We start from the raw sequence: 23,188 nt of genomic DNA, 5'->3' as shown, positions 1-23,188 counted from the left end.
CCCGAGGAAGGCAAGGATGTTCGAGCCCACCAGCCGGTACCACGGCATCGCGACCGCGACCTGGACGTCGCCGGACGGGCGGACGGTCACCTACGTCCGGCGGCGCTTTCTGCCCCGGCCCGAGGAGCTCGCTCCGCTGGGCGAGCACGTCGTGGTGGCAGGCGACCGGCTGGACACGATCGCCGCCCGGCATTACGGCGACGCGGAACAGTCCTGGAGGATCGCCGACGCCCACCGGGTGCTGCGGCCCGAGGACCTCACCGGGACGCCCGGACGCCGCCTGAGGATCACCCTCCCCGCCGGTGTGCCCGTACTCCCGCCCGGGGCCGCTCCGTCATGACACGAAGCATGCAGCTGATGCTGCTCATCGGGGCCGTCCTCCCCTTGCCCGCGCCTCCCGTGCTGCTCGACGCCTTGCGGTCCGTACAGGTCACCAGCTCCAGTGGAGCGGCGAGCGGCTTCCAGCTGACCTTCGCCGTCGGGAAGCGGTCGCCGGTGACCCGGGTGCTGCTGCCCCTCGGTGCGCTCGACCCGAAGCGCCGGGTGGTCGTCGTCGCCGTGGTCGCCGGCCTGCCGCACGTCCTGATGGACGGTGTGATCACCCGCCAGGAGCTGAGCCCGGGCACGTCCCCCGGCACCTCCCTGCTCACGGTCACCGGCGAGGACCTCTCGCTCCTGATGGACCTGCGGCACACCGAGCGCTGCTACCCGGGCCTGCCGCACCACCTGCGGGCGATCGCGGTGTGTGCCCGCTACGCCGAGTACGGAATCGTTCCGGCCGCCGTGCCCCCGGTGATCAGCCAACTGCCGAACCCCGCCGTCGAGGTTCCCATCCAGTCCGGCACCGACCTCGCCTACCTGAAGTCGATGGCCGCGGAGGTGGGCTACGTCTTCTTCGTCGAACCGGGCCCCGCCCCGGGAGTCAGCATCGCCTACTGGGGGCCGGAGGTCCGCGCCGGAATCCTCCAGCCGGCGCTCACCGTCGACTCCGGTGCCGCCACCAACGTCGAGTCGCTCACCTTCGGCTACGACGGGCTGCGCCGGACCCAGTACACGATTCCGCTCACCGAGCCGAACACCAAGGTCACGTTCCGGGTGCCGGTCCCCGACGTCAGCCTGCTCCGGCCGCCCCTCGCCCTGCGCCCCGCCATCGCCATGCGCGAGGAGCCGGTGCCCGACCTGACCGGCCGTTCGGTGCCGGAGGCACTGCTGCTGGGGCTCAGCCGCACCTCCGTGTCCACCGACGTGGTCACCGGCAACGGCAGGCTCGACGTGCTGCGCTACGGCCATGTGCTCAGCGCCCGCCATCTCGTCGGCGTCCGCGGCGCCGGTCTCGCCTACGACGGTGTGTACTACGTGCGCAGCGTGACGCACGACATCAGGCGCGGCGAGTACAAGCAGAGCTTCACCCTCAGCAGGGACGGACTCGTATCGAACACGCCGGTGGTGATCCCGTGACGGCGCCCGCTCCCGCCACGAAGAAGTGGGGCGGCCTCTACCAGGGGGTCGTCGTGTCCAACGTGGACAGTACCCAGATGGGCCGGCTGCTGGTGCGCGTACCGGAAGTGCTCGGTGACGACCCCTGCATCTGGGCGTCGCCGCTCTCGCCGGTCGCGGGAACGGCCAGCGGCATGTACGTCGTGCCGCTGGTCAACTCCGGCGTATGGGTGCAGTTCCTCGGAGGCGATCCCAACCGGGCCGTGTGGGTCGGCTTCTGGAGGGGCGGCGCGGGAGAAGTGCCGCCGGCCGCGAAGACCACCTCGCCGGGCGTACCGCAGATCGTCCTCGCGACCCCCGGCCAGAACGCCCTCGTCATCAGTGACCAGAGCGCGCCGCTGGGCGGCATCACCCTGCAACTCCACGGCCCCGCAGGCCCCTTCATCAAAATCAATGAGAAGGGCATCGAATTGTCCTGCGGTCCCGGCCTGGCCAGCATCCAGCTCATGGGTACCCAGGTCATCGTCAACGGCGGCGCACTGATGGTGCAGTGAGGAGTACGGGATGACGGGGCTGCTGCTCCACTTCGGTGCCACGATGACGTGCGCGCATCCGCCGGGCCTGGCGAACCTTCCGGCACCCGGCCAGCAGCGGGTGCTGGTAAGCGCGCAACCGGTCGCCACCACCGCGGACACCTTCCTCGTCGCGGGCTGCACACTCGTCGGTCCGGGAACCGCGCCCTGCGTCAGCATCAAGTGGACGAACCCCTCCACCCGGGTGTGGGTCAACCAGCTGCCGGTCCTGCTGCAGCCCTCCCCGCCACCCTCACCCGGGGCAGGGCTCAGCACGTCGACGCCGCCCGCTCCGCCCATGGTGCAGGCCGCCCAGACGCGGGTGTGGGGGATGTGAGCGCGATGCACATCGACTTCCCGTACCGCGTCGACGAGCGCGGGCGCACCGCGGCCACCGACCACGGCGGGCACGTACGGAACCTGATCGAGCAGGTCCTGTTCACCACACCGGGCGAGCGCGTGAACCGGCCGGACTTCGGCTGCGGACTGCTTGACCTGGTCTTCGGGCCGGCCGGTCCGGAAGTGGCCGCCACCATCGACATGACCGCTCAGGCGGCCCTGCAGCGCTGGCTCGGGGACCTGCTGACCGTCGAGGCTCTCGAGGTGACGGTCGAGGAGTCCGCGCTGAGCGTCTTCCTCGCCTACCGGCTCACCGCCACGGATGAGCGGCACAGTGTCCGCATCGACGGAGGGGCCGCAGGATGACCGGACCCGTGCCCGGAACCGGACCACGAGCGCTGACCTGCGAAATCGATCGGCGGCGGGCCGCGGTGCGCGACCACGGCCTGGCGGGCATCGAGGCCGTATCGGTCGGCCCCGACCGGCGCACCCTGACGGTCACCTTCTTCGGGACGCTCCCCGCCGCACTGGACCGGCACAGCTTCCGCGTCGAGGGAGGCCGACGGGTCACCGGCATTCAGGTCACCGCCGTCACCCACGCCGGGCCGGACGAAGACGAACAGCCCTGCGCGCGGTTGTCGCTCGACCGGTGCGGAGACGAGTCCGTCTACCGGCTCTACGGGCTGGGCAGCGGCTTCGACACCCGCTTCGCGTCCCGGGAATTCACCTTCCGCAGCCACCCCGGCGGCCTGGACTGCCTCCCCGAGACGGATGACCGCACAGAGCCGCAGCCCGCACCGGCACCGGCCATCGACTACTTGGCCAAGGACTACGCGAGCTTCCGGCGCCTGCTGCTCGACCGGTTCTCCCTGACGATGCCGGAGTGGACCGAGCGGCACGTGCCCGACCTCGGCATCACCCTGGTCGAACTCCTGGCCCACGTCGGGGACCGGCTGAGCTATCAGCAGGACGCCGTGGCCACCGAGGCCTACCTCGACACCGCCCGGCTGCGCACGTCGGTCCGCCGCCATGCGCGCTTGGTCGACTACCCCATGCACGACGGCTGCGCGGCCCGCACGTTCGTCTGCGTGGAAACCGAGAAACAGATCACCCTGCCGGGCGAGGACCTCGCCTTCTCCTTGCTCCCGCCCGATCGGTTCCCGGGCGACACCGGGCCGGTCGTCGCGGCCCGGGAGCTCCATGCCGCCGGCCACCCCGTCTTTCAGCCGGTGCTGCGCCGGGACGTCGTCCTCCACCCCGCCCACAACCGGATCAGCCTGTGGACCTGGCAGGACCGCGAGTGCTGTCTGCCGGCCGGAACGACCGAGGCCACCCTGCGCGACTGCACCGGCGAAGGACAGCCGCACCGCGTCCTGCGGCTGACCCCCGGCGACGTCATCGTCTTCGAGGAAGTGCTCGGCGCGCACACCGGATCCGCGGCGGACGCCGACCCCTCGCACCGGCAGGCCGTCCGGCTGACCCGCGTCACCCCGGGCGTCGACGCGCTGTCCGACACGCCGGTTCTGGACATCGCCTGGGCCACCGAGGACGCCCTGACCTTCCCGTTCTGCGTCACCACCGGAGAGGACCAAGAGGTCGGCGTCGCCCGTGGCAACACCGTTCTGGTCGAGCACGGCCTGAGGAACACCTGGGACGGACGCGGCGCGGAGGTCCTGACCCCGGCCGCCGGGAAGGAGGACCGCCCCGCCGCACCGCCCTCCGCAGTCGCCGGGCTGCGGGGTGCTCCCGTGACCCGGTCCGCGCCCTACCCCCGGCCCGCCCACATCGCCACGGCGCAGGCCCGGCAGCTGGCACGCCTACCGGACGAGGCCCGGAACCGGCTTCACGAGCTCAGGAGCTCCGGGGCTCCGCTCCAGGACGCGGACCGGGCGTTCCTGCGGACGTTGTTCGGGGCCCGGGTACTGGACCGGGTCCAGCTGGACCGGGACCCCGGCCAGGCCCTCACCACCTTGCTGACCCGTTTCGACGAATTCCTGGCGGCCAGGATCCGGCGCGTCGCGATCCTGGCACGGCAGGCCCGCTCGGGGTATGTGCTCCAGCAGGCGGACACCGGCTGGGAGCTGAACCAGACCTGGGGCGACGACGCGTGGCCGGGGCTCGCCCCCGACAATCCCGCCCTGCACGGCCCGGCGCGCGACGCGCTGCGCCCCGATCCGCGTGAGGCACTGCCCGACGTCCGTGTATGGGCGGCCGGCACCGACCGGGACCGCGACTCCTGGGCCCCGCGCCGTGACCTGCTGTCGAGCGGCCCGCGCGACCGCCATCTGGTCGGGGAGAGTGACGACGACGGTGTGCTCGGCCTCCGGTTCGGCTCCGGTGCCGCCGGCGCCCGCCCGCCCCGCGGCAGCGAGCTGATGGCCGAGTACCGGATCGGCAACGGCAGGGCGGGCAACGTCGGCCGTGAGGCCATTCGCCTGATCTCCTCCGGCTCGACCGGACTGGGGGCGGTCACCCGGGTCCGGAACCCGCTGCCCGCCGTCGGCGGCACCGATCCCGAACCGGTGGCCGAGGTCCGGCTCGCCGCACCCCGTGAAGCCTTCCGGCGACTGCTGCGCGCCGTCACCGCCGAGGACTACGCCGCGCTGGCCGGCCGCCACCCCGGCGTACAGCGCGTCGCCGCGGCCCTGAGGTGGACGGGCGGTTGGTACGAGGCGGACATCGCCCTCGACGCCCTGGGCAGTTCCGACGTACCGCGGCAGCTGCTGGAGGAGGTCCGGCAGGATCTGCACCGCGTCCGCCGCATCGGGCACGACGTGGTCACCGGCCCGGCCGTCCACGTCCCCCTCGACGTCGCTCTGGCCGTCGCGGTCGAGCCGGGCCATGTCGCCGAGCACGTACGCCGGGACGTCCTGCGTGTACTGCGGCCCGGCCCCGCGCCCTGCGGCGGCCTGGGCCTCTTCGACCCGGATGTGCTCACGTTCGGCACCCCGGTGCGGGTGAGCCACCTCATCGCCGCCGCCGCGGCGGTGCCCGGTGTCCGGCACGTCGAGGTGACGCGGCTGCGCCGGCTCCACGGCGCGGGCGCGCCCGGAGCCGCGGCAGCCGAGGAGGTCCCGGCCTCGGGCGTGCTGCGGCTGCGACCCCTGGAGATCGCGCGGCTCGACGACGACCCGTCCCGCCCCGACAACGGGCGGCTGAACCTGACTTTGCGAGGAGGACGATGAGCGGTCCACTCGACCGTTGCGGCTGCTGCACCGGGGTCCGGGTCTCCACCCCCGTCGACGTCTGGAACCGCCCCGGCCTGCCGGCGCTGAACCGCCGGATCGGCACACACGGGCAGTTCCTGGAGTCGATGCTGGCCCGGCTGTCCGGCACCGACCGTCCCGAACTGTCCCGGCTGACGACCCGTGAGCCGGACGACCCCTCGATCGCCCTGCTCGACGGCTGGGCCATGATCGCGGATGTCCTGACCTTCTATCAGGAACGCATCGCCGACGAGGGCTATCTGCGCACCGCCACCGAGCAGGACTCGCTGACCCGGCTCGGCCGGCTGGTGGGCCACCGGCCCCGGCCCGCCCTCGCCGCCGCCGCTCACCTCGCCTACACCCTCGATCCCGAGGCCGGCTCCACGATCCCGGCGGGTTCCCAGGTCAAGAGCGCCCCACTGCCCGGCGCCCTCCCGCAGACCTTCGAGACCTCCGAGGATCTCGTCGCACGGGCCGAGTGGAATCGGCTCCCCGTCCGCCTGACCGGCCCGCCGTCCATCACACCGGATCGGGCGAGAGCGATGCAGGATCTCGAACTGGCCGGAATCCACCCGTCGATCCGGGCGGGGGATCGCCTGCTGTTCCTGTTCTCGGTCCCCGGACAGCGCGTCGTCCGCACCGTCCGCGAGACCCGTCCCGATGCGCGGAACGACCGCACCGCGGTGATCTTCGAATCCCCGTCACCGGCGCAGCTGTACGGAGAGGCCGTGGCGCGTCTGCGGACCGCCGTGGACTTCGCGGCGCGTCGCCCACCGGCCGGGACAGTGGCCAAGGAGATCAAGGCGCAGGTGCTGCTTCCTCTCCTGGAACAGGGCATGCGTCCCCAGCCCAACCGGTTCTTCGACGAGCTCGCGGGTCCCGTGCGACGGCTCACCGAGCACCTGGCCGTCGCCCGCGTCACCGGTGACACGGCCGTCGAGGCATGGCTGGAGCCCGTCGTCGAGCAGGCCGGGGTGTTGTCGGCCGCGGCCGCCGCCGCTGCCGACTCCCCGGAGCTGGTGGACCTGCGCAGGTCTGCCGACGAGCACGTCGGCAACGGGGCCGCCGGCACCGGTCAGGGCGCGTCCGCGCTGGTGGGCCTCACGCCCGCACTGGCCGCGCTCGACCGGCCGCCGTCCCGCCCGCCCACGGGGCCCCACGATGTTCCCACCTCCGTCGCCGACCTCTACTCCGAGGCTTCCGACACGCTTCCTCGCCTGCTCGCCGCGGCCCGCCCCCAGCTGGCCGGGCAGCTCTACCGCGCCATGGACACGGTCTCCGTGGCCGCGCCCGACGAACTCGTCGAGGTGCAGTGGCTCCGGGTCAAGGCCACCCCCTGTGGCGCCACTATCGAAGAGACCGAAGGGGAGGGAAGACCTCTGATCGAGGTCGACGCGCCGAGCGACGATCAACCCGCCCTGGAGGGCCGCCAGCTCACCCTCGACGCCGTCTACGACGCGATCCTTCCCAGGAGCTGGGTCGTGGTGCAGCGAGGCAGCGGTACACCGCTGGTGCGCCAGGTGATGGAGGTGACGCAGCGCGCCGAGGTCGGCCGGAGGGTGGCGGTGAAGGTGACGCGACTCCAGCTTTCCCGTCGCCTGCCCAGCGACTATGCCAAAGCCGATGTGCGTCGCGAGATCACCGTCTGGGCCGCCGGTGAACCGCTTCCGGTGGCCGAACGCCCTCTGCCGGACGAGGTGGAAGGCCGGGAGATCACCCTGGACGGTGCCTACGAGGGGCTGCGACCCGGCCGGTGGCTGATCGTCTCCGGAGAGCGCACCGACGTTCCGTACATCGCCGGCGTACGCGGCACGGAGCTGGTCATGCTCGGCGGCGTGCGCCAGAACCACGATCCGCTGCGCCCCGGCGACCGCGTGCGGACCACACTCCTCCTGACCACCGGGCTCGCCTACCGCTACCGGCGCGACACCGTCGTCGTCCGCGGCAACGTCACCCCCTCCACCGCGGGCGAGACGCGCGACGAGGTACTGGGCAGCGGCGACGCGGGACAGGCCGGACAGACCTTCCCGCTCCGCCAGAGCCCCCTCACCTGGCTCCCCGCCCCGACCCCCGACGGCGCGGCCGACACTCTGACCCTGCGGGTCGGCGACACGGCCTGGCCGCAGACGGAGGATCTCACCGACCTGGGTCCGGCCGATCCCGGATACCGTCTGCGGACCGGTGCCGACGGCAAGGCCGCCGTGGAGTTCGGCGACGGGCGACACGGCTCCCGGCTGCCCACCGGGACGGAGAACGTCACCGCCCGGTACCGCATCGGATCGGGCAGGGCCGGCAACGTGCCCGCGGGGCAGGTCAACCATGTGGTCAGCAGACCGTTCGGGGTCAGCGCCGTCACCAACCCGTTGCCCGCGACCGGCGGGACCGACGCGGACGGCGTCGAGAGCACCCGCTTCCGTGTCCCCCTGCGCCTGCGGGCACTGGACAGGCTGGTCTCCCTCCGTGACTACGAGGACTTCGCGCGGGCCTTCACGGGCATCGGCAAAGCCATCGCACAGCATGTCGTCGACGGGGGCCGCCGGATCGTCCTCGTCACGGTCGCCGCCGTCGACGACGCCCCGATGGCCCCGGCCTCACCCCTCCTGGCAGCCCTGGAGGCCGCGCTGACCCGGTACGGGGACCCCCAACTGCCGGTGCGCGTGGCCATACGGGACCGGGTCCTGCTCGTCCTGTCGGCCGGTGTGCGGGTACTGCCCGACCGTACGTGGGACACGGTCGGGCCCGCGGTCCGCTCGGCCCTTCACGACGCCCTGGGTTTCGCGCGTGCCGGACTCGCCGAGCCCGTCCTTCTGAGCGGCGCCATCTCCGCCGCACAGTCGGTGGCCGGGGTCGACTACGTCGACGTCGACCTCTTCACGGGCATCCCGGACGACATCGACACCATGGGCCTGAAACAGCTCGCCGATCAGCTCACCGCCGCCGCGCCCTGCGTCCCCGCCCGGCCCGCCGAGTGCCGGGAGACGCGCCACAAAGTGGTCGTCGGCGACACGCTCACCTCGGTCGCCGAACGGAACGGGCTCACGCTCGACGAACTCCTCCGGCTCAACCCCGACATCGCCCCCGCCGTGATCGACACCGAGCTGGTGAATTCGGTATCCGAACTGGTCGTACGGCGAGCACTGCGCCCCGCCCAGCTCGCCGTGCTGGACCCGGCGGCTCCCGAGACCCTCGTACTGCGGAGGATCCCATGACCCCGGACCAGCTGTACGAACTGCTGCCCGCCGTCCACCGGCGGCGGGACGAGGAAACCGGCAGGCGGCTGTACGCACTGCTCTCCGTCATCGCCGAACAGGCCGATCTCGTCGAAGCCGACATCGAGCGGCTCTACGCCGACTGGTTCATCGAGACCTGCGGCGACTGGGTCGTTCCCTATCTCGGAGACCTCGTCGGTCATCGTGTGCTGCCCAGGGCGGCCGCGCCCGGGGAGGGCGGGGCCGTGGCCCAGCGGTGGCTCGCCGCGGCCGTGCCCCGCCGGGAGGTGGCCGACACCGTCGCCAACCGCCGCCGCAAGGGCACCCTCGCCCTGCTCGAGGACCTCGCGGCCGATGTGGCCGGATGGCCCGCCCGCGCCGTGGAGTACCGCGCGTTCCTCTCCCTCACCCAACCGGTCCGCCGGTACCCGGCCGACGACCACGGCGCCCGCCGACGCCTGCGCCGGGGCCGGCTGCCCGACCTGCGCCGAGTCGACGCCCTCGACCGGGTCGCCGGACCGTTCGACGAACTGGCCCGCACCGTGGAAGTGCCGCGCACCGGTGCCGCGCACCGCTCCGGCCGTTACGGCATCCCCGGCCTGGGCCTGCAGGTCTGGCGGCTAAGCGCCCATTCGGTGACCCATGCCCCGGCCTACTGCGTCGACAGGGCGCCCTCCCGCTACACCTTCAGCATGCTGGGCAACGACACGCAGCTGTTCACCAAGCCGGTGCCGGAGCCGGCCCCCTGCCACACCGCGGACGAGATGAACGTCCCGGCACCGATCAGGCGGCGGGCCCTGAGCGAACGCCTCGCCGACTACTACGGGCCGGGCAAGAGTGTGTGCGTGTGGACCGGGCCCCACGGCGCGCCGGTGCCGCTCGACCGGATCGTGGTGGCCGACCTCACGGAATGGAACTACCGGCCGCGCGCCGGGCAGGTGGCCCTCGACCCGGTCCTCGGCCGCATCGCCTTTCCGGCCCGTGACGCGCCCGACACCGACGTCCTAGTGACCTACCACTACGGCTCTGCCGGCGAACTCGGCGGAGGTGAGTACCCCCGCCCCGACGTCGCGGCCGCCGATGGGCGAGCCGTGGTGTACCGAGTGGGCCCCGGAGAGGAGCACGCCCGCATCACCGATGCTCTCGAACGATGGCGCACCGACAAGGAGCCGCGCCCGGCGCGGCCCGGGTCCGCGCAGTCCGAAGCCGTTCCCGACCCCGCGGCAGTGGGGAAGTGGAAGTCAGGGGCGACGCCGTCTTCCGAGACGACGGCATTCTCCGGGGCGGCCGTTCCGGCCGAGGCAGTCGTCGAGATCACCGGGAACGACGCCTACCAGGACATCATCGACATCCGTCTGGACAGGGGGGACGTCCTGGCCGTACGAGCGGCCGACGGCGCCCGCCCGGTGCTCCGCCTGCTCGACTGGTCCGGCAACCGCCCCGACGCCCTGCGGATCACCGGCACCGGAGAGGGCGCGGGGCCGCTGCCGAGGATCGTCCTCGACGGCCTCCTGGTCACCGGACGCAGCGTCCAGGTGCGGGGAGCGGTGGCCGAAGTCGTCGTCCGGCACTGCACGTTGGTGCCCGGCTGGGATGTCGGCGAGCGATGCCGCCCGCAGCATCCCGAGGAGGCGAGCCTGGAGCTGATCGACACCCCGGCGTGCGTACGGGTCGAGCACAGCATCCTCGGGACCATCGTCGTCAACCAGGACGAGGCGGCGACCGAGCCCAACCACGTCTGTCTCGCCGACTCCGTGCTGGACGCCACCGACCGGTCGTCGGCGGCCTTGACCGGCCCGGAGGGCCGTCAGGCCCATGTGGTGCTCTCCGCGCAGCGCACGACCGTGATCGGGGTGCTGCGCCCCCGCGCCGTGGGGCTGCTGGAGAACTGCCTCCTCGACGGGGAGGTCCACGTGGCGCGTCGCACCAAGGGGTGCGTCCGCTTCTGCTGGCTGCCGCCGGTCTCCCGGACACCACCCCGGTTCCACTGCGAGCCCGAGCATTCCGGCGATCCCGGGCGCGTCGCCCTGAGATTCACCAGTACCCGCTACGGCACTCCCGGATACGCCCAACTCCACGACAACTGTGCCGAGGAGGTCCGCCGGGGCGCGGCGGACGGTTCGGAACCGGGTGCCCTTCATGACCTCTTCGTGCCGCTGCGGGAGGAAAACCTGCGAGCCCGCCTCGCCGAGTACACACCCGCCGGCTGTGACAGCGGCCTCTTCTTCGTCACGTGAGCCTGCGATCGCGGACCGCGCGCAGGCGATCTCCCTCCACCCAGTCAGGCTCCCTCCACCAGTCAGGAAGCGCACCACCATGCAAGGCGACTTCTCACGGGTCACATTCGACCCGGCCCAGCGGTTCTCGGCCGTCCTGTCCCAGCAGGGGCGGGTGCAGCTCGACTCCGAGATGAATGAGCAGACGGCGATCCTGCTGCACTACCTGCGTTCGCTGACCACCGATGTCCTCGGTCCGGCCGCGTGCCCGGTCGGGCCCGGCGAGGACGGCGGGTTCAAGGTCGCCTTCGCCGACGGGACGCTGACCGTGACGTCCGGCCACATGTACGTCAAGGGAATCCTGTGTGAGTCCGACGGCGCGGAGTACTGGACCCAGCCCGACGGATATCTCGAACAGGCGCGGGACAAGGACAGGGAGCTGCCCCCCGGCCCGTTCATGGTGTACCTGCGCGTCTGGGAACGACTGGTGACGGCCAACGAGGCGCCGGCGATCCGCGAGGTCGCCCTCGGTCTGCACGGGCCGGACACGACGGCGCGCACCCGTGTTGTCTGGCAGCTCGACTGGACGGCTCTCGGCCCCGAGCCCCTGATCCCCGACGCCAACACCGCTCCGGAATTCCTGAAGAAGCGGATCAAGGAGCGGTTCGGCTCTCGCGGGCAGCTCGCGGCCCGCACTCGGCGCCCGGAGGGTGAGACCGATCCCTGCGACCTGCCGCCCGATGCCGGCTACCGGGGCCCGGAGAACCAGCTCTACCGCGTGGAGGTGCACTGCGGCGGCACGGCCGGAAAAGCGACGTTCAAGTGGTCGCGGGAGAACGCCTCGGTGGTCCTCCCCATCAGGTCGATCGCCGGCCCCACGGTCGAGCTGGATACGCTCGGCCGGGACGACGAACTCGGTCTCGAGGCCGGCGATGTCGTGGAGATCGTCGACGACGCCTCCGTCTGCCGGGCCGCTCTGGACGTCATCCCCGATACCTGTGCCAGGCTGTACCGGATCGCGGAGATCGACCATGTCGCCCGGCGGGTGGTCCTCGACGCCGACCCGGCGGAGGACCCGCACCAGCCGAACGTCGGCACGGTCCACGAGCGTCACCCGCTGGTACGTCGATGGGACCACCAGCCCCCGGAGCGGGCCGAAGCCGCCGAGGGACCCCCCGCGGCACCCGCCGACGGCGCTCTGCCGGTCGAAGAGGGCAAGTGGCTTCCGCTGGAGGATGGCATCCACGTGTGGTTCGAACCTTCCGCCGATACCGGCAGCCCGAGCTTCTACCGCGCGGGTGACTACTGGCTGATCCCCACCCGCGTCGTCACCGGGGACGTCATGTGGCCCACCGACGCTCGGGGAGAAGCCCAGCGCAGACCGCCGCACGGCATCGACTACCACTACGCGCCCCTCGCGAACGTCGAGCCGTCGGGGAGCGGGCAACGAGATGTGCGGGACCTGCGCATGCTGTTCGACCGGCTGGGGAGACCACGGCAGGAGCCGTGACGGTCTCCCGGCCTCGCCTCCGCATGCCCTGGCGTCACCCATGCGGAGCGGACCCCGGTGGCGGTCATTTGACTTCCGGCTTACGTTCGGCAGGAACCAGCGGTTTCTTCGAATCCGCCGCGCGTATGGGAGAGGCATTGCTGTGAGCGAGGAGAGCATCTGGGGTTACCCCCCGAGCGCGGGGTATCAGAAGGGGATCGACCTCATCGGCTACAAGGTCGAGGCCACCGATGGCAGCATCGGCAAGATCGACAAGCACTCCGACGAGGTCGGTGCCTCCTACCTCGTCGTCGACACCGGAGTCTGGATCTTCGGTAAGCACGTGCTGCTCCCGGCCGGGACCATCGAGCGCATCGACACGGCCGAGAAGAAGGTCTACGTCAGCCGGACCAAGGACCAGGTCAAGGACGCCCCCGAGTTCGACGAGGGCAAGCACGCCGGCGAGCCCAGCTACCTTGACCAGTTCGCCCGCTACTACAACCAGCCGCATATGTAGCTCCGGCGACGGTAAGGGGCGTATGTTCGTGAGAATCCCCCATTCGGGGGCATGTTCCTTTCTGTAGGTGAATGCGGCACGGCCGGGCCTGCTCCGATGTGTGATGCGGCACCGGGGTCAGGGGGGCGGCAGTGGCTCGATATGTACCCCAAATCCTCACACCGGCCGGATTCGGCCAGGGCAATACGACAAGATCTCGCCATGAGTTCTAGTGGATACGCCTCTTCCCCGCTTCGTGATCCTCATTGAGGATCGTGGGGCATCCGGAAGCGCTTCGTCCGCTTCATCGCCTCTGCACTCAAATGAGGACTCATGTCGGCCCCATTCGACTCCCACGCCGCTCCCTTCAGATGCAGATTCGGATTCGGGATCGGCTCCGGATTCGGCTCCGGATCCGGTGAAGGTCCTGCCCTCCGTGCGCCCCGAGGGCGAGGCGCCTCGAGCGATGTCGTCTCGCGGTACGCCCGACGGTAGCCATGTCGAACAGCGGATGGGGGAGCACTGGCCCCTCGAGGTTCCGGATCGGCCGGCCAAACAGAACATCCGCGCGCCCGTTCCCGGAGGAACCGGCACCGATCCCGGCTGCGCACACCGGACAGCCGGAGGCCGTCGAACCGCCCTTGTCGGACCACGAGATAGGTCTCATCAGGGCCTCCCTGTCGGTCGTCGAGCCCCTCGCGGGGGAGATAACGGTCTACTTCTACGCGATCCTCTTCGCCCGCTACCCCCAGGTCCGTCCGATGTTCCCGCAAGGGATGGACCCCCAGCGCGATCGCCTCCTGCGCGCGCTGTTGCGCATCGTGGATCTGGTCGACGACCCCGACAGTCTCGTCCGCTTCTGCGGACACCTCGGCCGCGATCACCGCAAGTTCGGCACGCTCGCCGCGCACTTCCCGCCCGTGGGTGAATGCCTCCTCGCCGCTCTGGCCCGGTACGCCGGCCCCGCGTGGACCCCGGACATCGCCGCCGCCTGGGCGAAGGCGTACGGCGTGGTCGCCCAAGTCATGATCAGTGCGGCCGAGCAGGACGAGGCGGTACGGCCCGCCGTGTGGCCCGCCACGGTCGTGCACCGTGTCTCGCGCGGCAACGGTATCGCCGAGGTCACCGTGCGCCCCCATATGGCCTATGAGTACGCCGCAGGCCAGTACGTGAGCATCGAAACCCCTTGGTGGCCGAAGCGGTGGCGCTACTACTCCGCCGCCAACGCGCCTCGCCAGGACGGCACGCTCACCTTTCACGTGCGTGCGGTGGCCGGCGGCTCGGTCAGCGAGGCACTGGTGCACCGGGCGGCGGTGGGCGACGTACTCCGGCTGGGGCCGCCCATGGGCGAGATGGTCCTGGACGCGGCCGACCACCACAGCGAACTGCTCTTCGTGGCCGGCGGCACCGGTCTCGCCCCGATCCGCGCACTCATCGAAGAGGTCGCCCGCCGAGGGGGACGCCATCAAGTGCATCTGTTTCTCGGCGCCCGGACCGGAGCCGAGCTGTACGGGGTCGACGACATGCTCCGGATGGCCCAACGGCACCACTGGCTGACCATCAGGGGCGCGGTCTCCCACGAATACATCCCGGGAATCCGTGGATCCCTGCCGGAAGTACTGGCCGAATACGGGCCGTGGTACGAGCATGACGTCTTTCTGAGCGGTCCGGCTCAGATGATCGTCTCCGCCAAGGAGACGCTCACCCTCAGCGGCACCCGGCCCGACCGCATCCATCACGACCCTTTCGAGACCCCCGTTCTGTCCGCTCCCTGAGCCGCACCCCCTATCCGCCCTGCCTTGCCGGGAGAACCCCTCGTGACCTCGCCTCCGCCGTCCTACGGATCAGCAGGTGAACACCAGCTGCAGCAGCACCTGGGCACCGCAGACCGCGCCGCCCGGTTCTACGATCGACAGGTGCGCCCCCACCTCACACCCGAGATGCGGGACTTCATCGGCCGCCAGGCAATGGTCTTCCTGGCCACCGCGGATTCCCACGGGGAGTGCGATGCCAGCTTCCGGGCCGGGCCGCCGGGATTCGTCCACGTGATCGACGACCGCACGCTCGCCTACCCCGAATTCCGCGGGAACGGTGTGCTCGCCAGCGCCGGCAACATGATCGAGAATCCTCATCTCGGCATGCTCTTCGTGGACTTCACCCACGATCATGTGGGCCTGCACGTCAACGGCGTGGCGCATGTCTACCGCGACGCGGACCTGCGCAGCATCCATCCCGGCCTGCCCACGGACATCGCGCCCGGACGCAGTCCGGAGATCTGGGTCCACCTCACCGTCGAGGAGGCCTACATCCACTGCTCCAAGTACATACCCCACCTGATACCGGCCCCCCGCCCCACCGGCCACGACGCGGCCCGCCCCAAGGACGCGAACTATTTCACCCAGCCCCGTACGACACACTGACCGGGGCTCGCGCCCCCGGAGGAGGCCCGGCACGGGGTTCCCGCCCCCGGGTTCGCGACGGCTCCGCCCCCGCGCAGATGTTTTCGGAGACGTGCTCTTCGGGCGTCTCCTTCTGCCACCCTTTGGTGCTCATGAAGTTCATGGGTTCCGCGAACGGGCGCAACGCCGTACGGCGTCCACTACGTTTGGTATCGGTTGTCCTCGGCGTCCTGTTTGCCGTGGCCGCGTGCGGCGGCGGACATCCGGCCGGCGGTGGTAGGGCAGCCGATCCGAAGGCGCCACCCGAGTCCTTCCCGCAGGATCCCAGCACGACGTTTCAGGGTGATTGGCCTTCCCCGGGCGCCGAGCGCGATCCCGCTGATGTCGTGGCATTGGGCGCACACCTCGCCTATGCGTACGACCGGGACGACGTCGGCATCACCGCTTTCCGGCTGGACAACGGTGACATCGCCTGGCACACGTCCCTCCCGGAGGGCGGCTCCGTCGCACAGGCACCCCGCCTCACGGGCAACACGGTGATCGGTGCCTTCGCCACAACGGAAACCGGCGCGGGAACGTACGCCGACCGGCACGGCGTCAGCGTTGTCGCCATGGAGGCCGGCACCGGCAAGACCCTCTGGACGCGTGAGATCGCCACTGACAGCGTCTCCGACAACGAGGCGGGCGCCGCCGTGCCCCATGTGGTCGGTGCCGACGCCCGGCACGTACTCGTCGCCTCGTACGAGCAGGGCTATTCGGACACGCCTCCGCTGTCCGCCCTGCTCGACACCCGCACAGGCCGGGTCATCTGGACCGACGCCGACTTCAAGGGAGTGGACCTGGAGGAATCGGTGGCCGTCGGTGTGCGCCATGACGGCGACTTCGTGGGCAAGTCGACCTCTGACGGTGGGCAGCAGTGGAAGCGGGACCTTCGACTCGGCGAGGCCACGGCGTCGGATCCCGGCCCCGGGCTGACCTTTGCCGACGGGACCGCCGCGGGCGGAACCCTGCTCATCGACGCCGCGACCGGCGCGACCCGCCTGGACTCGGATGACACGTCGCTGCTCGATTGCCACTACGACGGGTGGAACACGACGATCTGCGCTGGAGCCGACGGATCCGGCCACGCTGCCGTATGGGCAGTGGACGTCCGCACCTCGGACGTCGTGTGGCGTCTGCCCGACGCATCGACGAACCGTGTCGCACCCGAGATCACCTCGGCATGGCACGGGGTCGTCTACGCCCAGGCCGATCAGGCCATGACCCTTGACACCCGTACAGGCAGAGACCTTCGCACGGACATCGGCCCCGTCTCGCCCACCATGGTCAACGATGGCTACGGCCTGGTCTACGACGACTCGGCCCGAGCGATCGATGTCTACCGTGCCGTGGATGCGTCTGCCTTCGGCTGAGGGGAATGCCCGCGATCCGCCGACAACGCTCACGGAATCGCGATCGGTGCCCCTCTCCTGGCGGCAGGAGAGGGGCGCGAGATCACTTCTTCCGGCGCTTGCGGGGCGCGGGCACGGTCGGTGCCTCGGTTTCGCGGGCGGCGGCGAAGAAGGGCGCCATTACGTCCTCGTACTGCTTCAGAGACTCGGGCCCCATGTCGACTTCGAGCCACTTGGGCACCTGGATTTCCTTGATCTCCGTCACCGGGGAACCATCCTCGTCCACGTCCCCCGTCAGGTCCTCCATTTCCTCGGTCACTGTCACAGCGAACTTGACCGTGGTCAGATTATCGGTCACCTCGGGGGCGAGGTCGTCGAAGTCGATTCGCTGGACGAAAATCGGCGTCGTGATCGTCTGACCACCGACCTCGATCGTCTTTACCCCTTCTTCCACGCCCGGCTGACCCTTGTGGGATTCGTCTACCTCAATGAATTTGGTGCCCATGGATGGCGCCCCTCCTTTTTGTTGGTACGTGCGTAAAGTCTAGAGCAGCAGGGGCTGTTGACGCCAATTCAGAGGAGTGCTGTGCCACCCTCGTTGGGGGTGTCACCTGCCGTCGAGCAGCAGGGGTGAAAACCGGGTGGATGGGGACGGAAAGGGAATCCCGAAATTCATCGGCGGGTTGACTGGTTGCCCTTTCCGTCGCCTGGACGGGCTGAAGATGGCTGAGCCAAGCCCAAATCCAGCCCGTCCGGCGATTGAGGACGCGCCCGCAGGGCGCTCGCCCGCCGCAGGCGACAAAGCGGCACAGGCGGCCCGCAGCCGAAGAGGCGCCGGACACCGCCCAGGAGCGCGGTGAAACCGGTTGAGGTCGGAGCCGGTGGAGATCATCTGACCTGCCGCCCAGCCCCAGGAGGGGTCCATTTCCGTGACGTCGCGCAGAGGCGCGCCTGCTGAGTCCCTGTCGTATGAGTCCCCGTCGAGCCCTTGGGATGGGGCTCTCGGATGGTCACGTCACCGGGGGCGGGGAAGTAGGTGTGGCGCAGCCCGGGTCGGGAAGCCCGCTGGTGTGCTGCAGGAGCTGACGGGCGGTGATATGGCGCCCGTCGATCCCCTCCCCGCGTACGAGGCCCGGCAGATAGGTGTCGACCGGGGCGTCGAGGCCCCGCCCGGAAGAACGAAACCTTTGCCATGCCTGCTCACGCACGAGCCAACTCCTATGGATGCGTGGGGAAACCAGCGGTATACGCCGGGCCCAGCATGTCCGGATGCGGCCGCCCGGAGCGATCCTGCCACCCGCCCGCTCCAGGTGGGGCTATCCCCCGGTGCGCTCAACCGACGGGAACGGGCGGAGACGCCCATGGCCGCGGTGACGGCGTAAGGCAACCGCGCGGCAGAAAAGGTGAGTTGAACACGAAACCGTCTCGGCCGGGTACATGGCGACAATGCCTCCCGGAACCGCTCGACGGGTTCAATGGCCTTCCCGATGACAAGGGAAACCAGCTTCCGGGCTGAACCCGCCTCTGATCACCCGCGCGGGACGACCGTTCTGCTTACACCGGCCATGGGCGAAGAACAACAGGTTCTCAGCATCTGAGAACACTTCGCTCCGAAGATCACCTGTGCTTATGATCAGGACCCGCTCACCAGCGGATACGCACCATGCAAGCCGATGGGCCCGGCCCGTCGGATACCGCATGCCCGAGGTATGAGCGCAGACCACGTGCTCGCGCCTGGGGTATGGGCACGGACCATGCGCCGCATTTCGGCTTTCTGTGTCGGCATACCCTGCCGCTTCAAGTGATCAATGTGTGACGCTGAGCGTCCGCCACCCCATCTGATCCCCATCCCGTACGGTCGGGAATTTCACCGTACGGAGTCGTACTCGCTGGGCGGATACCCACTGTCGCGCCCGCTGGGCGGGCTCGGTATTCAGATTCCTCGGGCAGCTCGTCCTGCCTGGAGCGGCGCCAAGAAGAGAAATACAGACTGATGACTCAGACCGCAGAAACACCCGTCCCCTCGCACTCCTCAGCCACCATGACGGGGGCTCAGTCCCTCGTCCGTTCTCTTGAAGAAGTGGGTGTCGATACGGCGTTCGGCATCCCAGGAGGGGCGATCACCCCGGCGTACGACGCCCTCATGGACTCGACCAAGGTGCGTCACATTCTGGCGCGGCACGAACAGGGTGCGGGCCACGCCGCGACCGGGTACGCCCAGTCCACCGGGAAGGTCGGGGTCTGCATGGCGACGAGCGGTCCGGGAGCGACCAATCTGGTCACTCCGATTGCCGACGCCTATATGGACTCGGTTCCCATCGTGGCCATCACCGGGCAGGTGGCGAGTTCGCTGATCGGCACGGATGCCTTCCAGGAAGCCGATATCTGCGGCATCACCATGCCCATCACCAAACACAGCTTCCTGGTCACGGACCCGGACGACATTCCCCGCGCGATCTCCGAGGCCTTCCACATCGCCTCCACCGGTCGACCCGGGCCCGTCCTGGTCGACATCACCAAGGACGCGCTGCAAAAGGACACGGTCTTCCGCTGGCCGACGGACCACCGACTGCCCGGCTACCGGCCCGTCACCAAGCCGAATGGCAAGCGGATCCACGAAGCCGCCCGGCTGATCGCCCAGGCCGAGCGGCCGGTGCTCTACGTCGGTGGCGGTGTGCTCAAGGCGCGGGCAACCGCCGAATTGAGGGACCTGGCGGAACTCGCCCGGATCCCCGTCACCACGACGCTCATGGGCATCGGTGCCTTCCCCGACAGCCACCCGCAGCACCTGGGCATGCCCGGCATGCACGGGACGGTCGCCGCGGTGACGGCGCTTCAGAAGGCCGACCTGATCGTCGCCCTGGGCGCCCGGTTCGACGATCGCGTCACCGGCAAGCTCGACGGCTTCGCCCCACACGCCGCGATCGTGCACGCCGACATCGATCCCGCCGAGATCGGCAAGAATCGTTTCGCGGACGTTCCGATCGTCGGAGACGCCCGTGAGGTGCTGACCGACCTCACCGCCGCCGTCCGGGGCGTACTGGAGAGCGCGGAGAACCCCGAGAAGACCTGCGACTACGCGGCGTGGTGGGAGCAGCTCGACCACTGGCGCAGCACCTACCCGCTGGGCTACGAGCCGGCGCCGGAGGGCCAGCTCTCGCCCCAGCAGGTCATCCGGCGCATCGGCCAGCTGACCGGCGAGAACACGATCTTCGCGGCGGGCGTGGGCCAACACCAGATGTGGGCCTCGCAGTTCATCGCGTACGACAGGCCCTACACCTGGCTCAACTCCGGCGGCGCGGGCACGATGGGCTATGCCGTCCCCGCCGCGATGGGCGCCAAGGTGGGCAAGCCGGAGGCGGCGGTCTGGGCGATCGACGGCGACGGCTGCTTCCAGATGACCAACCAGGAACTGGCCACCTGCGCGCTCAACAACATCCCGATCAAGGTCGCGATCATCAACAACGGGGTCCTCGGCATGGTCCGCCAGTGGCAGACCCTGTTCTACGGGCAGCGGTACTCCAACACCGTGCTGCACTCCGGCGAGGCACCCGACAACGGGCCCGGCCGCGGCACCCGCGTCCCGGACTTCGTCAAGCTCGCCGAGGCCATGGGCTGCTACGCGCTGCGCTGCGAAACCCCCGACCAGCTCGACGCGACGATCGAGAAGGCGATGTCGATCGACGACGCCCCCGTCGTCATCGACTTCATCGTCCACGAGGACGCCATGGTCTGGCCGATGGTCGCCGCCGGCACCTCCAACGACGAGATCATGGCCGCGCGCGATGTCCGTCCCGACTTCGGTGACGACGAGGAGTAGGAACGCCATGCCGAAGCACACACTCGTCGTCCGCGTCGAGAACACGTCCGGTGCCCTCACGCGGATAGCCGGTCTCTTCTCCCGCCGGGGATTCAACATCGACTCGCTGTCGGTGCGTCCCACCGACGAACCCGCCACCTCCCGGATGACGATCGTCGTCGATGTGGACGAGCGCCCGCTGGAGCAGGTCATCCAGCAGCTCGACAAGCTGGTGAACGTCATCTCCATCCGAGAGCGGAGCGTATGAGCAAGGGCTCGTACAGTCGGCGGTGCGGGTCGGATTCGATACATCGCCCGGTGTCTCCCACTACGATTACTCAGCCCCCGCCGGCGCCGACCCGTCAGCGAGCCCCCCTGCCGGTGCCGTCCCGATCGGAGCGCAACGGCCCGGTGGTACTGAGCGTTTCGGCGAGTGAACTGTCCAGTTGCCGTTTCCTCGTCTCGCCACTCCTCGAGGTGCTGGCGGCCGGCGAAGCCCTGTGCGGACAGCACCCGGCCCTGCGCGGCCGGCCCCGGCGCGGCCTGAAGTTCGGAAATCGGCACGCACTCGACTTCCCCCAGGCCGAAGTACAGCACCGGATTCGTTTGACGGCAGGACAGTTGCTCCGCCGACAGCAGGTGGCGACCGGCCGTCAGGAGGCCGACTTCTCGGCCCTCGGGCCGCTGGAGGAGTCGGCGCGGGAGTTCTTCCAGGACTGCCTCGCCGGCGACTGGCCCCGGATCAGGACCGCGCTGGAGTCCGACGTCGCGCTGCGCGCCCACGACCTGGCGGCGTTCGGAGTCCGCCAGGTCGTCGACAACCTGCCTGGCCTCACCGTGCGCGAAGTGCGGTATGCGCCTGGAGACGCCGAGCGCGGGCTGATCCTGGTGCCCTCGGTCTTCCAGCGGACGCGGGTGCTTCTGACGAACGAGTGGGGGACGGTCATCACCTACCCGGCGTCCGGACACCGCCGGCTCTGGGACGACAGCGAGGCGGTGGCCCCCACCCGGCTCGGCGCGCTGCTCGGCCGCGGTCGCGCGGCGGCACTCCTCAACATCGGCGCGGGCTGCGGTACCACCGAACTGGCCGACCGGCTCGGCGTCAGCGCGGGTACCGCCTCCGTGCACGTGACCGCTCTGCGCAACGGTGGCCTGGTCGCCACCCATCGCGTCGGCAAAGCGGTCAACCATGTTTTGACGCCCGTCGGTTCAGCGCTCATCACGGCGCAGATCACCGCGGATCCGGTCATGCTCCCGCAACTGTTCTGAACACGGACGTATCCGACCCGGATGTTCCGAGGGCGAGCCGGCCGGGCCGTTCCGCTGTGCCGGACACGGGGTCGCCACGGCCGCCGCACGGTCGTCCCCCACCGCGACGTCCCCGATCTCCTGCCCGGTACGGCTGCACGGCTCCGCGTGCAGCCGTACCCAGGCGCCCCGAGCGGTTCGCCGGGCGGCGGGTCAGCCGTTGATCAGGTGGTCGGTACCGGGGACCAGGTGGTCCTGGTGGGGCGCCATGTCGTCCACGTTCACCGTCTTGATGATCCAGCGGCTCTGCAGCGCCTCGGGGTCGCCGACGTTGAGGACCTCCTTGGCGTGGATCGTGTGGTTGTTGTACGTGATCACGAAGTCGCCGGGCTCGATGAAGACCCGCCGCTTGAGGGAGTGCAGGGTTTCGGCGACCGTGGGGACGATGGCCTTGGCGGCTTCGGTGACCCCCACGGTCCGGTTCTCGAAGAACCGCAGGTCCTCCGGGCCCCGGCCACCGATGATCGGGTGCATGTCCGCTTCGCCGAGCTGAACCCGTCCGCCGCCCATGGTGCTCAGGTCGTCGAAGGGGGTGTAGAACTCGCTGGAGCGCAGCAGCGTCAGCTCTTCCTCGGTGAAGGAAGCGATGACGTCGATGTTCCGGACGAACGAGGTGTAGACCTCGTTCACGGGGTTGCTGCGCATGCCGACCATGTACACCTGGTCGGGCCGCACGAAGTGGTTGGCGAGGTCCTTGTGGAAGTGGATCTGCTTGAGCGCCTTCTGCGACTGGCTGCCCTGCAGACGCCGCTGCGGGTAGATGTCCTGGAAGACATCGCCGTCATTGACGTTGACGTACCCGATGGCCGGGGTGTTCGCGAGCTGGGCGAACAGCGCGAGGAACCCCTCCGCGATGAACGTCTTCTTCAGCTCGTACTTGGAACGCACCGGCTGGTCGAAGTCGAATACCGGAACATCACGGTCGTAAGGGACGTTCTTCAGGACTACTACGGGCTCGGCGGTACGGTCGCGGGTTGCCAGCGAGTCGACGTAGGCACGGAAACGCTCCGGGACCACACCATCGGCGATGAGCCGGCCCACCTGGAAGCGGTGCGCCTCGTAGAGGCGGTAGGGGGTGGCGGTGATGTTGTCGAGCGAAGTCTCCAGGGCTTCGCGCTCCGCATCCGTGAACACGAACTCCGGAGCGATGGTCCAGCTGGCCCCGATAACAGCTTCAACGGTCATTGACGCTCCTTGTGAAATTCCCTCACCGGTGACGGAGGGGATGTTTTCGTTCGATGCAGGGCCGGATTACGAGTTCGGCGCTGCGACAGGGGCAGTCAACTCTCGTCTTTTTGTCGTGTCCATGTATTTGAGCCAGAGTCAA

17 protein-coding genes and 2 pseudogenes are annotated in these 23,188 nt (G+C 69.8%); 16 read left to right on the top strand and 3 right to left on the bottom strand.

The window, feature by feature from the left end; genetic code table 11:
- Nucleotides 1-16: 16 nt before the first annotated feature.
- From J7E86_RS01400 to J7E86_RS01340, 13 genes are all read left to right on the top strand, one after another.
- The gene (locus J7E86_RS01400) at nucleotides 17-340 is read left to right on the top strand and encodes a hypothetical protein (RefSeq protein WP_215078874.1); all 324 of its coding nucleotides are present in this window, start codon (nucleotides 17-19) and stop codon (nucleotides 338-340) included.
- Nucleotides 337-1,458, top strand: a complete 1,122-nt coding sequence (locus tag J7E86_RS01395) for a hypothetical protein (protein ID WP_215078872.1) — start codon at nucleotides 337-339, stop codon at nucleotides 1,456-1,458. The genes J7E86_RS01400 and J7E86_RS01395 overlap by 4 nt, the downstream gene beginning before the upstream one ends.
- Nucleotides 1,455-1,991, top strand: a complete 537-nt coding sequence (locus J7E86_RS01390) for a phage baseplate assembly protein V (protein ID WP_215078870.1) — start codon at nucleotides 1,455-1,457, stop codon at nucleotides 1,989-1,991. The genes J7E86_RS01395 and J7E86_RS01390 overlap by 4 nt, the downstream gene beginning before the upstream one ends.
- 10 nt (nucleotides 1,992-2,001) lie before the next feature.
- Nucleotides 2,002-2,346 (top strand): hypothetical protein, encoded by a 345-nt coding sequence (locus J7E86_RS01385; protein ID WP_215078868.1) that lies wholly within the window; start codon nucleotides 2,002-2,004, stop codon nucleotides 2,344-2,346.
- A 5-nt stretch (nucleotides 2,347-2,351) separates the two neighbouring features.
- Nucleotides 2,352-2,714 (top strand): GPW/gp25 family protein, encoded by a 363-nt coding sequence (locus J7E86_RS01380; RefSeq protein WP_215078866.1) that lies wholly within the window; start codon nucleotides 2,352-2,354, stop codon nucleotides 2,712-2,714.
- Nucleotides 2,711-5,533, top strand: a complete 2,823-nt coding sequence (locus J7E86_RS01375; RefSeq protein ID WP_215078865.1) for a putative baseplate assembly protein — start codon at nucleotides 2,711-2,713, stop codon at nucleotides 5,531-5,533. Before J7E86_RS01380 ends, J7E86_RS01375 begins: the two co-directional genes overlap by 4 nt.
- A complete protein-coding gene (locus tag J7E86_RS01370; RefSeq protein WP_215078863.1) occupies nucleotides 5,530-8,763 on the top strand; it encodes a putative baseplate assembly protein in 3,234 nt (1,077 codons plus the stop codon). Before J7E86_RS01375 ends, J7E86_RS01370 begins: the two co-directional genes overlap by 4 nt.
- Complete coding sequence (locus J7E86_RS01365; RefSeq protein ID WP_215078861.1) at nucleotides 8,760-11,000, top strand: hypothetical protein; 2,241 nt, start codon at nucleotides 8,760-8,762, stop codon at nucleotides 10,998-11,000. Before J7E86_RS01370 ends, J7E86_RS01365 begins: the two co-directional genes overlap by 4 nt.
- Nucleotides 11,001-11,079: 79 nt before the next feature.
- A complete protein-coding gene (locus tag J7E86_RS01360) occupies nucleotides 11,080-12,489 on the top strand; it encodes a DUF6519 domain-containing protein (RefSeq protein ID WP_215078859.1) in 1,410 nt (469 codons plus the stop codon).
- 142 nt (nucleotides 12,490-12,631) lie between these two features.
- Entirely contained in the window at nucleotides 12,632-12,985 is a 354-nt protein-coding gene (locus J7E86_RS01355; RefSeq protein WP_215078857.1) for a PRC-barrel domain-containing protein, read from the top strand.
- Nucleotides 12,986-13,605: 620 nt separating this feature from the next.
- On the top strand, nucleotides 13,606-14,739 hold the full coding sequence (locus J7E86_RS01350) for a globin domain-containing protein (protein WP_251018502.1): 1,134 nt from the start codon (nucleotides 13,606-13,608) through the stop codon (nucleotides 14,737-14,739).
- A 42-nt stretch (nucleotides 14,740-14,781) separates the two neighbouring features.
- Nucleotides 14,782-15,384 (top strand): pyridoxamine 5'-phosphate oxidase family protein, encoded by a 603-nt coding sequence (locus J7E86_RS01345; protein WP_215078853.1) that lies wholly within the window; start codon nucleotides 14,782-14,784, stop codon nucleotides 15,382-15,384.
- A 365-nt stretch (nucleotides 15,385-15,749) separates the two neighbouring features.
- A complete protein-coding gene (locus tag J7E86_RS01340; protein WP_215078851.1) occupies nucleotides 15,750-16,775 on the top strand; it encodes a PQQ-binding-like beta-propeller repeat protein in 1,026 nt (341 codons plus the stop codon).
- 82 nt (nucleotides 16,776-16,857) lie between these two features.
- Here J7E86_RS01340 and J7E86_RS01335 read toward each other — a convergent pair whose 3' ends face one another.
- Both J7E86_RS01335 and J7E86_RS30645 read right to left on the bottom strand, forming a co-directional pair.
- Complete coding sequence (locus tag J7E86_RS01335; RefSeq protein ID WP_215078849.1) at nucleotides 16,858-17,259, bottom strand: hypothetical protein; 402 nt, start codon at nucleotides 17,257-17,259, stop codon at nucleotides 16,858-16,860.
- Between the two features lie 222 nt (nucleotides 17,260-17,481).
- Nucleotides 17,482-17,917, bottom strand: a pseudogene (locus tag J7E86_RS30645) (serine hydrolase); the annotation flags it as partial.
- Between the two features lie 830 nt (nucleotides 17,918-18,747).
- Here J7E86_RS30645 and J7E86_RS01325 point away from each other — a divergent pair.
- The 3 genes and pseudogenes from J7E86_RS01325 (at nucleotide 18,748) to J7E86_RS01315 (ending at nucleotide 21,822) form a co-directional block, all read left to right on the top strand.
- Nucleotides 18,748-20,574 carry an acetolactate synthase large subunit gene (locus J7E86_RS01325; RefSeq protein ID WP_215078847.1) on the top strand — a complete coding sequence of 609 codons (1,827 nt, stop codon included), beginning with the start codon at nucleotides 18,748-18,750 and terminating at the stop codon, nucleotides 20,572-20,574.
- Nucleotides 20,575-20,581: 7 nt separating this feature from the next.
- A pseudogene (gene ilvN, locus J7E86_RS01320) lies at nucleotides 20,582-20,809 on the top strand (acetolactate synthase small subunit); the annotation flags it as partial.
- A gap of 125 nt (nucleotides 20,810-20,934) precedes the next feature.
- Complete coding sequence (locus tag J7E86_RS01315) at nucleotides 20,935-21,822, top strand: hypothetical protein (protein ID WP_215078843.1); 888 nt, start codon at nucleotides 20,935-20,937, stop codon at nucleotides 21,820-21,822.
- Nucleotides 21,823-22,014: 192 nt separating this feature from the next.
- On the opposite strand, the gene J7E86_RS01310 is transcribed toward J7E86_RS01315, so the two are convergent.
- Nucleotides 22,015-23,046 (bottom strand): hypothetical protein, encoded by a 1,032-nt coding sequence (locus tag J7E86_RS01310; RefSeq protein ID WP_215078841.1) that lies wholly within the window; start codon nucleotides 23,044-23,046, stop codon nucleotides 22,015-22,017.
- Nucleotides 23,047-23,188 lie beyond the last annotated feature (142 nt).

The organism is Streptomyces sp. ISL-11 (assembly GCF_018614525.1).
GTDB lineage: Bacteria > Actinomycetota > Actinomycetes > Streptomycetales > Streptomycetaceae > Streptomyces.
Note: the sequence above shows the minus strand (reverse complement) of the source record. Positions and strands in the feature narration are given on the sequence as shown.

Excerpts from the sequence above, each read along its gene's own strand:
- J7E86_RS01400 (WP_215078874.1), top strand. The coding sequence starts at position 17 with ATGTTCGAGCCCACCAGCCGGTACCACGGCATCGCGACCGCGACCTGG.
- J7E86_RS01395 (WP_215078872.1), top strand. The coding sequence starts at position 337 with ATGACACGAAGCATGCAGCTGATGCTGCTCATCGGGGCCGTCCTCCCC.
- J7E86_RS01385 (WP_215078868.1), top strand. The coding sequence starts at position 2,002 with ATGACGGGGCTGCTGCTCCACTTCGGTGCCACGATGACGTGCGCGCAT.
- J7E86_RS01380 (WP_215078866.1), top strand. The coding sequence starts at position 2,352 with ATGCACATCGACTTCCCGTACCGCGTCGACGAGCGCGGGCGCACCGCG.
- J7E86_RS01375 (WP_215078865.1), top strand. The coding sequence starts at position 2,711 with ATGACCGGACCCGTGCCCGGAACCGGACCACGAGCGCTGACCTGCGAA.
- J7E86_RS01370 (WP_215078863.1), top strand. The coding sequence starts at position 5,530 with ATGAGCGGTCCACTCGACCGTTGCGGCTGCTGCACCGGGGTCCGGGTC.
- J7E86_RS01365 (WP_215078861.1), top strand. The coding sequence starts at position 8,760 with ATGACCCCGGACCAGCTGTACGAACTGCTGCCCGCCGTCCACCGGCGG.
- J7E86_RS01360 (WP_215078859.1), top strand. The coding sequence starts at position 11,080 with ATGCAAGGCGACTTCTCACGGGTCACATTCGACCCGGCCCAGCGGTTC.
- J7E86_RS01335 (WP_215078849.1), bottom strand. The coding sequence starts at position 17,259 with ATGGGCACCAAATTCATTGAGGTAGACGAATCCCACAAGGGTCAGCCG.
- J7E86_RS01325 (WP_215078847.1), top strand. The coding sequence starts at position 18,748 with ATGACTCAGACCGCAGAAACACCCGTCCCCTCGCACTCCTCAGCCACC.
- J7E86_RS01310 (WP_215078841.1), bottom strand. The coding sequence starts at position 23,046 with ATGACCGTTGAAGCTGTTATCGGGGCCAGCTGGACCATCGCTCCGGAG.